This is a genomic window from Chitinophaga vietnamensis (assembly GCF_902167635.1).
In the GTDB taxonomy this organism is placed as follows: domain Bacteria; phylum Bacteroidota; class Bacteroidia; order Chitinophagales; family Chitinophagaceae; genus Chitinophaga; species Chitinophaga vietnamensis.
Map to the genome: position 1 here is coordinate 10,874 of NZ_CABHMS010000003.1, position 14,443 is coordinate 25,316.

The following is a 14,443-nucleotide window of genomic DNA, read 5'->3' on the forward strand; positions in this document are numbered from 1 at the left end:
GCTGATCGTTATTCTTCATCGTTAAAACCTGTTCACATGAAAAAAGGTTTACGTGTGCTGCTAATGCCATCATTAGCCCTGTACTTCCTGTGTTATAACGCCGCCGCGCAAGACCTCGCTGCTAATGCCGACAAAGGCCCTGCGGATAAGCATCTCGCGGATATGCAGCCAGATGAAACGTCCCTGAAAACAGTATTGCACCTGATCGAAGAACGCTTCAGCGTATCGATCGCTTACAAAAGTAACCTGGTCAAAAGTAAAAAGATCCAGGTATCGGTAGCATCGTTTCAATCGCCGGAAGAAGCGCTGCTGAAAGTGCTCGCGCCCTTCAACCTGCACTTTGAAAAGATCAGGGAGCATTTTTATATGGTGACGGAGAAATCGCCATCGCCCGCCGCTGCGGCGCATCCATCGCCCATGCAGCAACACCTGCTTAAAGGAGTGGTGAAAGATGATAAAGGCAATCCCCTCCCCGGCGTAACGGTGAAGATCCCCGGCACCAGCATCGGCACCGTTACCGGCCCCGATGGCGCCTATACGCTCAATGCCCCCGGTCGCCCCGAAGAACAGATCGAAGTATCTTTCATCGGGTTTGAAACACAGCGTATAGCCGTTAACGATAGACCGGTGATCAACGTCACCATGAAAGAAGGCGCCAGCGCCCTCAACGAGATCGTAGTAACCGGCTATACCACCCAGAAAAAGAAAGACCTCACCGGCTCCGTTGCGGTTGTGAATATTGAAAACCTCGTGAAGCAGCCCAGCGCACAGGTAACGGAACAATTGCAAGGACAAGTATCCGGCGTTACCGTGATAGGCTCGGGGCAGCCCGGAGAAACGCCACAGGTGCGCATCCGCGGCGTTAACACCTTTGGTAATAACGCGCCCTTGTTTGTGGTAGACGGCGTGCCCACCACCGATATTTCCGATCTCAACCCCAACGATGTGGCCAATGCACAGGTACTGAAAGATGCCGGCGCCGCCTCTATCTACGGCGCACGCGCCTCCAACGGCGTGATCATCATCAGCACCCGCCGCGGCCAGGGCAAGATATCTGTAAAATACGATGGCTACTATGGCCGCCAATATCCCAAACATGGCAACGTATGGAATACCCTCGATCCGCAGGAACGAGCCAATCTCCGCTGGCTGGCCTATAAAAATTCCGGCATGGACCCCAGCGACGCGCTCTATGGTAACGGCCCGAAACCCGTGCTGCCAGACTATATCCTGCCAATGGGCGCCAAAGAAGGCGATCCCGCAGTGGACCCCGCCAAGTATTATGTGAACCCGGATTATACTGATCTCAACGACTATAATAATTTCTACCAGATCGTGCGAGCCAACAAGGCCGGTACCGACTGGTACCACGAAGTGTTCCGCCCGGCGTCCATCACCAGCCACAACGTAGCGGTATCCGGCGGCGGCGAGAAAGGTAATTATCTCTTCTCCCTCAGTTATTTTAATCAGCAGGGTACCCTGATGAATACTTATCTCAAGAGATATACTGTCCGCTCCAACACACAATATAATATCCGCGATAATATCCGGGTAGGAGAGAACCTGGCCTTCTCCATGACTGAAAACCCTTCTGTAACCGAGCTTTCATCGGATGCGGTGATCGGCCACGCCATGCGTGAACAAACCATCATCCCCGTGTATGATATCAAAGGCAATTTCGCCGGCTCCAAACCCGACGACCTCGGCGATGCCTTCAACCCCGTAGCCATGCAATACCGCACCCGCAACAACAAAGGGCTCAACACCCGTTTGTTCGGTAACGTTTTTGGCGAAGTAGATTTCCTGAAACATCTTACTTTCCGAACCAGCTTCGGCGGACAGATATCTTCCGGCTGGAATCATTCTTTTACCTATCCGCAATACGAAAATAAAGAGAACGCTAACGTCAACTCCTATACGGAGAGCGCTACTAACAACTACGACTGGACCTGGACCAACACGCTTACCTACCATCAGCTCATCAACCGGGTACATGATGTGAAAGTGCTGGCAGGCTATGAATCCTACGATCATCATAGCCGCGAGGTAGGCGGCACCACGAAAGATTATTTCACCTTCGATCCTGATTTTCCGGATCTGAGCACCGGCACCGGCACGCAAACCAATTACAGCCTGCGTTCCAACGATGGCCTTACTTCGCTGATCGGCCGGCTGGACTATTCCTATGCGGATAAATACCTGTTAAGCGCCACCATCCGCCGCGATGGCTCCTCCCGTTTCCTCAGCGGCAACCACTTTGGCTGGTTCCCCGCAGTATCGGCAGGATGGCGCATTTCACAGGAAGAATTTATGAAGAAGATCAGCTGGATCTCCGACCTGAAACTCCGCGGTGGCTGGGGCATCATGGGCAACCAGCTCAATCTCGGCGTTAACAATGGTTATTCTTTGTATGGCGGTAAACGCAGCTCTTCTTACTATGATCTCAGTGGCGTGTCCAACGGTCTTACGCCCGGCTTTGCAGGGCTGCAGATCGGCAATCCCGATGCGAAATGGGAAAGCGATGGCAATGCCAATATCGGTATCGATGCTACTTTCTTCCACGGGCATTTCGATTTCACTGCCGATTATTACCGCAAAAATATACGCGACCTGCTCTACAACCCGGAACTGCCGGGCCTTGCAGGCACTGCCATCCCGCCGTATGTCAATATTGCGAGCATGCAGAACGATGGCTTCGACTTCTCCGCAGGCTGGCATTCCGATTTGACCAAAGATCTCAAGCTGAGTGTTTCCGGTACCTTCACCACCTACCGTAACAAGATACTCAAGATCGCCGATGGCGTAGATTATTTCGATTCAGACGCCCGCCGTTTCGGTGGCAGCAATATCATCCGCAACGCCGTAGGGCACCCGGTTTCCTCTTTCTTCGGTTATAAAGTGATCGGCTTCTGGAACAGCGCAGCAGAGATAGCGGCAGCCGATGCACAGGCGCAAAAAGCGATGAACGATCCTAACGCTACCTACCAGACAGACGAGGGCCTGGGAAGATTCCGTTATGCAGATATAAACGGCGATGGCAAGATAGACGCCAACGACCGTACCTTCCTCGGTAACCCTAACCCCGATTTCACCTATGGCATCAACATCGGCATCACCTACAAGGCTTTTGATTTCAGCATGTTCCTCTTTGGCACACATGGCAACCAGATATGGAACAACGTGCGCTGGTGGCGCGATTTCTATGCCTCCTTCGAAGGCGCAAAAAGCAAAACTGCTTTGTATGATTCCTGGCGTCCCGACCATCACGATGCCAAAGCGCCCATCCAGGAAGTGAATGGCTATGCCAGCACCAGCGGCGTGCCCAATTCTTATATGGTGGAAAATGGCGCCTATCTCCGTTGTAAAAATATGCAGCTGGGATATACGCTGCCTGCCAGCGCATTGAAACGTTTGCATATCGAAAAACTACGTGTATACGTGCAGGCGGCCAACCTCTTCACCATCACAAAATACTCCGGCCTTGATCCCGAGATCAATGGCTCCGGCGTAACCGACTTCGGTGTGGATGAAGGCGGATATCCCAACCAACGCCAGTTCCTCGTAGGTGTGCATCTGGGTTTTTAATAATGGTATCACTTAAAAACGAACGATCATGAAATCTCTTCATATATTATTCAGCGCAGCAGTAGTGGCCGCTATCACTTTTTCCAGCTGTAGTAAAAGTTTCCTCGAACGTCGGCCACAATCCGCGCTTGACGAAGCGCAGCTCACCAGCAAGAAAGGCGTGAACACCTTGCTGGTAGGCATTTACGGGGCTATCGACGGCCAGGATTTCGTTAACGCCGATATGGTCAATCTCTCCGGCGGCAGCGGCTACGTGGTATCTCCTGATAACTGGATCTATGGCAGCGTATGCGGCGGCGATGCACACAAAGGCAGTTCTCCCGATGATGCCGCCACGGCCCTGTCTATCGCCATGTTTGCCGGCATCCCCAGCAATGGCTTCTTCAATGATAAATGGCGCGTGAACTATGAAGGTATCCGCCGCTGCAATTTCGTATTGCACCTGCTGCCCAATGTAAAAGATATGAGCGATGGGGAGAAGAAAGAAGTGGCGGGAGAAGCCCGCTTTTTGCGGGGTCATTTTTATTCAGACCTGAAGAAGATGTTTAACAATGTGCCATGGATGGATGAGACCAATACCGACTTCGCCCACCTGAATGCAGACCAGTACAAGATTCCGAACGACAAGAACATCTGGCCGATGATAGAAGCGGATTTTAAATTCGCCTACGAAAACCTGAACGAAAAACAGAATGAAGTAGGTCGTGCCAACAAATGGGCTGCTGCGGCCTATCTCGCTAAAACTTATCTCTACCAGTACAAATATACCGACGCCATGCCGCTCTTCGATGCAGTGATCAACAGCGGCGTAAACACCAAGGGCGTGCCTTTCAACCTGGTAGCCAATTTCCATGACAACTACGATGCCGCTACCAAGAACAACGAAGAATCGGTGTTCTCTGTACAATACAGCGCCAACGACGGTTCCGGCGGCACGGCCAATGCCAACCAGGGCGATATGCTCAACTACCCTTATGGCGGGCCTTTCAGCTGCTGCGGCTTTTATCAGCCTACGCAGGACCTCGTGAACTCTTACCGTACCGATGCCAATGGCCTGCCTTATCTCGACAACTACAACCAATATGCGGTGAAGAATGATATGGGCCTCGCCAGCACCGATCCCTTTACGCCGGATAATGGTAACCTCGATCCGCGCCTCGACTGGACCGTAGGCCGCCGTGGCATTCCCTACCTCGATTGGGGCAACCATCCCGGCGCCACCTGGATCCGCAGCCAGGGCTCCGCAGGACCTTATTCCCCCAAGAAAAATGTGTATATGCAGGCCACCCAAAATAAATACTACGATCCCAGCGGATGGGCGCCCGGCAATGCGATCAACTATGTGATGATCCGCTTCGCCGATGTGCTGCTGATGGCCGCCGAATGCCATGCACAAACCGGCGACCTCACCGTTGCACAACAATATGTAGACCGCGTGCGGGCCCGCGCCATGAATCCTGCCGGATGGGTGTATATCTATACCGATCCCGCCAATCCGCTGCAAGGCTATACGAATACGCCGGCCGCCAATTATAAAGTGTCTACCTATCCGGCAGGTACTTTCGCTGCCAAGGGCAAAGACTATGCACTCAAAGCCATCTACTTTGAACGCAAGCTGGAACTGGCGATGGAAGGGCACCGCTTCTTCGACCTCGTACGCTGGAAACTCGCCGCCACCACACTCAACAGCTTCTTCGCATACGAAACTACCATCACTTCCGATCTGAAAGGCGCCAGCTTTACCGCCAACAAAAATGAATATTTCCCCATTCCGCAACGCCAGATAGACCTGAGCGTGAAGAATGGCGTATCGGTATTGAAACAGAACCAGGGCTACTAGCCCTTGAAGCGCTCAAAGCGCTTCAAGGGCTTCTTTCGCTTTAATGGCCAAAGCAGCAATCATGACAAAAAACTATTTATATCTCACTCTCCTGACCGCCCTCGCCCTGCCTGCAAAGGCGCAACAGCATTGGCTGGTGGAAGACAGGACCCTCGACCGCAACTGGAAAATACGTACATCCGTTGACGTGAGTGAACCGGTATCCGTATTATCCGGCCCTGCCTTCCCCGCCAAAGGCTGGTATCCCGCGGCCGTACCCGGCACCGTGATGGGCGCCCTCGTGGCAGACAGCGTATACAAGGATGTGTTCTTCGACAACAATATGGAACGCATCCCGAAAGAGCCATTCAAGGCGCCCTGGTGGTACCGCACGGAATTTGACCTGCCCGCCCTTCCGGCCGGACAGGTAGCCAGCCTGCGTTTCAATGGCATCAACTACCGCGCAGATGTGTGGGTGAACGGGCAGCTCATCATACAAAGCGATTCATTGCGCGGCGGCTTCCGGCGCTTCCTGCTCAATGTAAGCAAAGCCGTGCATCCCGGCAGGAATATCCTGCTCGTGAAAGTGACCGCCCCCGGCCCCGGCGAACCTACACTCGGTTTCGTGGACTGGAACCCCGCACCGCCCGACCGCAATATGGGCATCTGGCGCGATGTACACCTGCTGCTGAGCGGCCCGCTAGCCATCTCGCAGCCCTTTGTGCAAACCAGCGTGGATACCGCCACCCTGAAGCGTGCAGCCCTTACCGTTAGTGCGCAGCTTACCAATCACAGTGATCAACCCAGGAGTGGCGTATTGGAAGGGGAGATCGGCGCCGGCATCCATCTCTCTAAAAAAATAACTTTATCTCCCCATACCACTGAAACAGTTGTCTTTGATAGCATAACAATCGATCATCCCCGCCTCTGGTGGACCCGCGACCTCGGCAAACCGGAACTGTACCAGCTTACCCTGCATTTTAAAGAAGGACTAACGGTATCGGACCAACGAAAAATACGTTTCGGTATCCGTACCGTTGGCGATTACATCAATGCACAGGGGCACCGCGGCTATACGCTCAATGGTAAAAAGCTGCTGATCCGCGGTGGTGGCTGGACCGACCGCATGCTGCTCGATCCCACACCAGCCTATGAACGCGCCGGCATCGAATATGCCGTGCACATGAACCTCAACACCATCCGCATGGAAGGCTTCTGGGGCGGCAACCAGCATCTCTATGATCTCTGTGATGAAAAAGGTCTGCTCGTAATGGCTGGATGGAGCGCCGCCTGGGAATGGACCAATTACTTCGGCTCCGAAGCCGACGACTACGGCGGCCTGAAAAGTGAGGAGCAGATGAATGTGGCCGTTGCCTCCCTGCAAGACCAGGTGATCTGGTTGCGTAATCATCCTTCGGTATTCCTCTGGGTATATGGCAGCGACAAACTGCCAAGGCCCGCGCTGGAACAGCGTTATCTTGATGTCCTCAAAAAATATGACCCTACGCGCCCCGCGCTGGCCTCCGCGCATGATAATACCAGCGCCCTCACCGGCCCGGTGGCCGTGAAAATGCGCGGCCCTTACGACTATGTGCCGCCGGATTACTGGTACATCGACGAGCGCAATGGCGGTGCCTTCGGCTTCAATACAGAAACAGGTCCCGGTCCGCAGGTGCCGCTGCTGGAGAGCCTGCGCAAGATGATACCGGCAGATTCTTTATGGCCGCTGAGCCGCCCCTGGATGTACCACGCCGCCCGTGGCGAATTTCATAATCTCAACTATTATAACAATGCCATGGATCAGCGATTAGGCGTTGCCGTTAGCCTGAACGATTACCTGCGCAAAGCTCAATATCTTAACTATGAAGGCATGCGCGCCATGCTGGAAGCTTTTGCATCCGCGAGACCCTATGCCACCGGTATCATCCAATGGATGTACAATGCCTCCTGGCCCAAGCTATGGTGGCAGCTGTACGATTACTACCTGCTGCCCACGGGCGCCTTCTATGGTGCCCGCAAGGCAGGGGAGCCGCTGCACATCGCCTATAACTACGGAACAAAAGGTGTGGAGGTGATCAACAATACCGCCGCCGTCAGCGGGGCGCTCACCGCGCGGGTGCGCGTGCTCGATACCGCGTTGAAAGTGTTGTCGGATCAAAGTTTGCCAGTGCCTGCGGTGGCCGCCCAGGGTGCCTTCCGGATGCCGCTGGCTGCCGCCACGCCATCCGCCGGTACCTGGTACCTCGATCTCCGTTTGCAAGCCGGTCAGCACGAAATCAGCCGTAACTTTTATGTGCTCTCTGTCCGCGCCGATCTGCTCGATACCGCCAAAACCAATTGGTATGTAACGCCGCAAACACAATTCGCCGATCTTACCGCGCTGCAACACCTGCCGGCCGTGTCATTGGCAATGAAAGAACAGCTGCGCCAGCATGGCGATACCACCCTGGCTACCCTCACCCTGCATAACAACAGCCGGGAGCTGGCCTTTATGGTACATGCGGATATCCGCCGCCAGCGCAGCAAGGCAGCCGTGGTACCGGTATTCTGGGAGGATAATGATATCACCCTGCTGCCGGGAGAAAGCATCACGATTAACGGATACGTATATACGAAAGACATTGCCGGCGACAAGCCACTGATATCCCTGAGTGGCTGGAACATCGTACCGGTGAATATGCCAAAATGATCCTCATGAAAAGAAGTTATTATACCGTTGGGCTGATCATGCTCACATTTTTTGTGATCTCTTTCCTCACTAATGTTACGGGGCCGCTGATACCGGATATCATCAAAGGGTTCCGGCTGAGCCTCACGCTGGTGGCCCTCTTGCCCTTTGCTTTCTTTATTGCCTATGGCGTAATGTCGGTACCGGCGGGCATGTTGATAGAACGTTATAAAGAGAAGAAGATCATGATCGCGGCCTTTGTGGTGGCGTTTATCGGCTCCCTGGCTTTGTCGCTTTTCCCGAACTACCTCACGGCGGTGATCTCGCTGTTCCTGATCGGTTGTGGCATGGCGATGTTGCAGGTGGTGATCAATCCGCTGTTACGCACCGCGGGAGGAGAGGAGCACTACGCTTTTAATGCTGTGCTGGCGCAACTCATTTTCGGGCTGGCTTCTTTTGTGAGTCCGCTCGTATACTCCTGGCTGGTGCGCAGCATCCATGAGGGCCGTGCGCCGTTGCTGGCGGGTCTGGTGCCGCCGTCTTTGTCGTGGATATCGTTGTATTGGCTGTTTGTGTTGATCTGCCTGGCGATGGTCCTGATCATCGCCTTATCGCGCTTTCCGAAAGTGGAACTGACCGCGGAAGAAACGGCGGGCCCGCTCAAAACGCATATGGACCTGCTGCGGCAGCCGGTGGTGGTCCTGTATTTCTTCGGTATCTTTTGCTATGTAGGCACAGAGCAAGGCATTGCCAACTGGATATCCCAGTTTCTCTGGGAGTACCATCATTATGATCCGCAAACCACAGGAGCTAATACGGTGGCCTATTTCTGGGGATTGATGACAGCGGGCGGTATAGTGGGATTGTTATTACTGAAGATACTGGACAGCCGCAAAGTGCTCACAGGGTTTACCATACTGGCGATCCTGAGCTTAACTGCGGCCTTGTTCGGTAGCGGCAAAACCGCGCTGGTGGCCTTTCCGCTAACGGGTTTCTTTGCCTCGGTCATGTATCCGGTGATCTTCTCCCTGGCCCTTAACTCTGTATCATCGCACCATGGCTCGTTTTCGGGCATACTGGTGACGGGCATCATCGGCGGGGCCATCCTGCCGCTGGTTACCGGCTGGCTCGGCGATCACTGGGGATTGCGTACCGGCCTGTGTTTCCTCTATCTTACGATGGGATATATCTGTAGCATTGGCATTTGGGCAAGGCCCATCATCACCAACAAAACCATCGATCTTAAATCGAAGGGATAGGATAGTGTTCAGACCAGGAGAGGCCTCCGGGCAGTTGCTGGTTGCTGAATTCGATATGCACTACGCGGCGGTTGCGGCCATTGGTGCTGCGTGAAGAGGCATGCATCAGCAGTGGCCGCATGATCATGATACTGCCGGCAGCTACCGGGCAACTGGTAGCCGGTGTGGCATGCAGGTCCAGCGCTTCGGGCCTGCTGATACCCCAGGCATGAGAGCCGCTGATCACTTTCAGTGCGCCATTGTGCTCGTCGGTATCGTCGAGATGTATGCGGATGGTATAGTTTTGCTGAAGCAGCGCCAGGGGCGGCTGCACAGCGTACTGTCCCTGTTTGGCCGTCCAGGGGCCGAAGCCATCTACCGGCAATTGCCGGTCCACGGAAATGCTGAGGTCCTGATGCCAGGCCACCAGCCAGTTTGATTGTCCTGGCTTATCGAAATAGATTGCCTTCACAATAAAATAATCCTCCCCGAACAATTCCCGGATCACCGACCGCAACGCTGGTGTGAACAAGTGTGGGCCAATGCCGGGTATCACCTTCAGCAGCTGGCGTATCGCAAAGAGATCAGCAGAGCGACGGAACTCAGGCCCCTGGCCCTCTTCACGGCTGATCAAGGAGATGATCTGCTCACAGGCGTCCGTATCATAAACCCCCGGAATAACCGTAAAACCATCACGGGATAATGCTTCCCGGTAAGAACACAATGACTGATGCATTCGCAAAGATTACAATAAATATTGAGTATATTGCATACGGGAAGAATACACCAACCTTTACACTGTTACAGTTACATCTATGGAAAATAAGCTATTGGCAGTCCTCCCTCTTGAATAAATAACCGATGATTGTAAATTCAATCAGTAATGAATGTAAACGCTGTATTTAAAAGTATACGCGAAACAGGTGCAGCCCAGGTGAATGACGAAGATAAAAAGAGGATCGTTCTAGTTAATACCCTGAGTTTCTTTACCGGTTTTTTCGCATTGACGCTCGGTCCCTTACTGGCCGTCATCACCAGACAAATACTTATTTTATATCCGGCTCTTATTGAAGGCATCAGCTTCATGTTCGTGATCTATCTGAACAGCCGGAGACTGCACAGGGAAGCCAGCCTGGTCATGTTGATTATACAAAATCTGTCTGCATTATATTTCGGACTGATCTTCGGCGGAATTGCCGCTTCCGCATTAGAATTGCTCATGTTATGTCTGGTAAGTGCATCTCTCCTTATTTTCAGAGATCTGAAGATCAGGGTATTCACCATCACGATCGCCATCGTGTGCGTGTATATATTTGAGTACAATTTTTACCATCAGGTATTTACCCCGCTGGATTTTTCCATCGAGAACCAGTATTTGATCCGCTGGTTAGCGGTAGGCGTTATCTTTTTTCTGAACCTGGTGGTGATCGTGCATTACGCCAAGCAAACGGATAAAACGAAAGACCTGGAAACAGCCAATGTATATAAAACGCTCTTCCTGCAAGAAACTTCGCATGAGATACGTTCCCCATTGGATGCCATTTTTGGCATCAGCCAGCTGCTGATGATGCAACTGGAGAAAGCAAAAGAAAAGGGCCAGGTAGAAGTGCAAGCCATTATGCCCTTGGCGGAGCATTTGTATGCCGCCAGCTACAGTGTAAGGGGGATCATCAATAATATTCTCGACCTGGCCAAGATACAGAAAGGGAAGTATGACGAAATCAGCAAGGAGCATATCAACCTCGCGGAATGGCTACAGGATATTATCAATACACATACCTATAACGCCAAACGTAAAGCTGTAGCCATCACGCTGGAGGTAGCGCCCGATATGCCCGCCATTATTGTGACTGACGCCGTAAAGCTCAACCAGATCGTCAATAACCTTTTGTCTAACGCCATCAAGTTCACTCCGCAAAAAAGTACGATCAGCGTCCGCGTATTGCGGGAGGCGAATACCTGGCGCCTCAAAATAAAAGACCAGGGAACCGGTATCAGCGCTGAAATGAGGCACAAAATATTTGATCCGTTTGTTTTCAAGAAGGTGGATTTCTTTGAAAGCACCGGGCTGGGATTATCCATTGCCAAGCGTTTTGCGGAATTATTACAGGGAGAATTGTCGCTGGAGGAGAGCGGGAGAAATGGTTCTGTATTTTCGCTCCTGCTCCCGCTGGAAGTGGGTAACAAGCAGAAAGTAACGCCACTGCCACATCTTGTCCCGGCCGCAAGGGATTACAGGGATGTGCATATACTGGTGATTGAAGACAATCCTATGAGCCAGCTGGTGCTTAGCAAGTTTCTGAAAGAGCTGCATTGCAGCATCTCACTGGCGAATGATGGCGCTGAGGGCCTGGAGAAAGCATTAAAGGAAAAACCGGATATTATCTTCCTCGATACGCATATGCCGGTACTGAGCGGCCTGGACACGCTCAAAGCGATACGGGAATCTGCCGTGCTACAGAATATACCAGTGGTGGCCGTTTCCGGCGATGCTTTCAAAGAATCCATCGATGAAGTGATGTTAGCGGGCGCCAACGATTATATCACCAAACCTGTAGAGTTCAGGCAGCTGCACTCCGTGCTCGATAAATATTTTTAAGAGGCTGCACCTGCCCACAAGCGCAGCCTCTGTGATCTAGTTGTTGAAATCAGCCCCTGGATGCCCACCTTTTTTATACCTGGCAGTATTTAATTCAAGCCACTGAAGATGCCCGGTGATCATCAGTGTCAGGTTCTCGATGAATTTGTTGACCGTTGTATTCCATTCTTTAAAATCCGGTAGTGCCGTACGCAATACAATGAACTCCTGTATATCCTGGTTATGGATCGTGATGGCTTTACTGTATGCTTCATCCAGTGTGCAATTGTTTTCGTGCCGGATGATGAGTACCAGGTTGAGCACATCATGCCCGTCTTCCAGTGGAGCAGAATAGAAGTCATTGGCCCATGCCATGATGCGGCATGTCAGCTGCGCCAGCCGCCGGATGATGGGGTGCAGGGCGATATCGTCTGGTAGCACGGTGCCGGTTTCCAGTTCTATCAGGTCCACCAGCGGATACACACAGGCCGCTATTTCGCGGATCAGTTTATACTTCTCCAACCGGGGGTATTGCTGCATATTGCGATAGGGTATCTCCAGCAACATCCCTTTGAAATAGCTGTCGATGCTGTGTGTGAAGCGCCTTAGCCAGGATGGTGAGGCGAGTTTCAACAGCTCTTTGCGTAAAACGGGTAATTGCAGATTATTGGCGATGCCTGTATCTGAGGCAACAGGCCTGCCTTGCAAGGCGGATATCACCTGTAATCTGATCATCTCCAACTGGTCAGCAGTACATCTTTCGTATGCATCGTCGTTAATGAAGGCCCACAGTGAAAAGCGGCATATGGAAAGCAGGCCGTCGTAGCTGGTATTGGGGAATAGCCGCGCGCCTACATACCCAACGCCGGTATGCTCATATTTGCGCCTGATCTTTTCCGGCAGGTATCCATATTCCTGCTGGAGCCATTTTCTGATTTGCGTCTCGAGATTGTCTGCGTAAGGACTGATTGCATCCGGGAAAGGACAATAGATGTCCCGGTAGGTGAGTGTTTGCATTTTCTGTGTTTTTAAGTGTGATGACAATTGCTATTTGTAACGATTAATAAGCTGTAAAGCCCTGACAGCAGGCGTTGCACGACGCCCGACAGCAGTGTGGGAATATGGTCTTACCATCGTTCACATGACATAAATAGCATCAGGTATAGATTATGTTTTGTAAGCTGGCTGGATTTCTGCATACTAAAGATATTCAGAAAAAAAATTGTTATAAACAGGAGAAGATGGAAGAAAAAAAGCCATCTCTTCTTTTGAGATGGCCTTTCACTGAGGTTTCGTACGTACATGAACGTTAATGACCATTGCGGTTGGTTTGTCGTTTCATAATTTTAAACAAACGCTTAATTTTAAATACACCTAAAACAAACATACTTATGGCGCATTTATTTTCCCCTTTGCGGCTGCGGGATATCACGCTCCGGAACCGCATTGCGGTATCGCCGATGTGCGAGTATTCTTCGGAAGACGGCTTTGCGAACGACTGGCACCTGGTGCATCTGGGCAGTCGTGCAGTAGGAGGGGCGGGACTGGTATTGACGGAAGCGGCTGCGGTATCGCCGGAGGGGCGTATTTCGCCGCAAGATCTTGGCATCTGGAAAGACGAGCACCTGCCGATGTTACAGCGTATTACGGCCTTTATCAAGGCGCAGGGCGCGGCGCCGGGTATCCAGCTGGCGCATGCAGGCCGTAAGGCCAGCACCTACCGCCCCTGGGAAGGGCATCGCGAAGTGCCGGTGTCTGCCGGCGGATGGCAGGTCGTAGCTCCCAGCGCCATCCCTTTCAATGAGGTATACCCTATGCCCGCAGCCCTAACAGAAACGGGTATACGTAAAGTGATAGATGATTTCAGGGCGGCGGCCATACGCGCCGATAAAGCCGGCTTCGACGTCATCGAGATACATGCCGCACATGGTTACCTGATACATAATTTCCTCTCGCCGCTCAGCAACCACCGTACTGATGAATATGGCGGCTCTTTTGAGAACAGGATACGCCTGGCGGTAGCCATAGCGGCAGCCATTCGTACGGTATGGCCTGCCGGAAAGCCGCTGCTGATGCGCATCTCCGCTACCGACTGGGCTGATGGCGGCTGGACATTGGAAGAGTCCATCCAATTAGCGGGCATCGTGAAAAACAAAGGCGTCGATCTGCTGGACTGCTCCTCCGGCGGCCTCGCTGCACATCAAAAGATACCGGTAGGCCCCCTTTACCAAACCCCTTTCGCCGAAAAGATCCGCCAGGAAACCGGCATCCTCACCGGCGCCGTAGGCCTCATCACCACCGCAGCAGAAGCCAACTCCATCATCACCTCCCACCGCGCCGACCTGGTACTGATGGCCCGCGAACTCCTCCGCGACCCCTACTTCCCCCTCCGTGCCGCCCACGAACTGCAAACCGACATCCAATGGCCCGTGCAGTACGAGCGCGCCAAGCGAAGGTAGTCTTGGCTCAGGATTATATGATTGAAAGGATTACCAGGATTTTTTTATCAGGATTAATAAAGATTAAAAAGGATTCGCGAAGATCAAATCGACATG

The 14,443-nt window shown here is 52.5% G+C and carries 8 protein-coding genes; 6 read left to right on the forward strand and 2 right to left on the reverse strand.

All coding sequences use genetic code 11. The annotated features are described in order from the left end of the window. Positions 1 to 36: 36 nt before the first annotated feature. The 4 genes from FPG75_RS08205 (at position 37) to FPG75_RS08220 (ending at position 9,331) form a co-directional block, all read left to right on the forward strand. Positions 37 to 3,585, forward strand: coding sequence for a SusC/RagA family TonB-linked outer membrane protein (locus FPG75_RS08205; RefSeq protein ID WP_143306301.1), 3,549 nt, complete (start codon positions 37 to 39; stop codon positions 3,583 to 3,585). 28 nt (positions 3,586 to 3,613) lie between these two features. Continuing rightward, entirely contained in the window at positions 3,614 to 5,425 is a 1,812-nt protein-coding gene (locus FPG75_RS08210; RefSeq protein WP_143306302.1) for a RagB/SusD family nutrient uptake outer membrane protein, read from the forward strand. A 61-nt stretch (positions 5,426 to 5,486) separates the two neighbouring features. Continuing rightward, the gene (locus FPG75_RS08215) at positions 5,487 to 8,093 is read left to right on the forward strand and encodes a glycoside hydrolase family 2 protein (protein ID WP_161596725.1); all 2,607 of its coding nucleotides are present in this window, start codon (positions 5,487 to 5,489) and stop codon (positions 8,091 to 8,093) included. Between the two features lie 5 nt (positions 8,094 to 8,098). Next, entirely contained in the window at positions 8,099 to 9,331 is a 1,233-nt protein-coding gene (locus tag FPG75_RS08220) for a sugar MFS transporter (protein ID WP_143306304.1), read from the forward strand. Here the strand turns inward: FPG75_RS08220 and FPG75_RS08225 are convergent. Then, positions 9,315 to 10,046 carry a phytanoyl-CoA dioxygenase family protein gene (locus tag FPG75_RS08225; protein WP_143306305.1) on the reverse strand — a complete coding sequence of 244 codons (732 nt, stop codon included), beginning with the start codon at positions 10,044 to 10,046 and terminating at the stop codon, positions 9,315 to 9,317. The genes FPG75_RS08220 and FPG75_RS08225 overlap by 17 nt on opposite strands. Before the next feature lie 147 nt (positions 10,047 to 10,193). On the opposite strand from FPG75_RS08225, the gene FPG75_RS08230 reads away from it, so the two are divergent. Next, entirely contained in the window at positions 10,194 to 11,909 is a 1,716-nt protein-coding gene (locus tag FPG75_RS08230) for an ATP-binding response regulator (protein WP_143306306.1), read from the forward strand. Positions 11,910 to 11,945: 36 nt separating this feature from the next. On the opposite strand, the gene FPG75_RS08235 is transcribed toward FPG75_RS08230, so the two are convergent. Continuing rightward, positions 11,946 to 12,905, reverse strand: a complete 960-nt coding sequence (locus FPG75_RS08235; RefSeq protein ID WP_143306307.1) for a terpene synthase family protein — start codon at positions 12,903 to 12,905, stop codon at positions 11,946 to 11,948. 374 nt (positions 12,906 to 13,279) lie between these two features. Between FPG75_RS08235 and namA the strand changes: the two genes are divergently transcribed. Then, complete coding sequence (gene namA / locus FPG75_RS08240; protein WP_143306308.1) at positions 13,280 to 14,347, forward strand: NADPH dehydrogenase NamA; 1,068 nt, start codon at positions 13,280 to 13,282, stop codon at positions 14,345 to 14,347. Positions 14,348 to 14,443 lie beyond the last annotated feature (96 nt).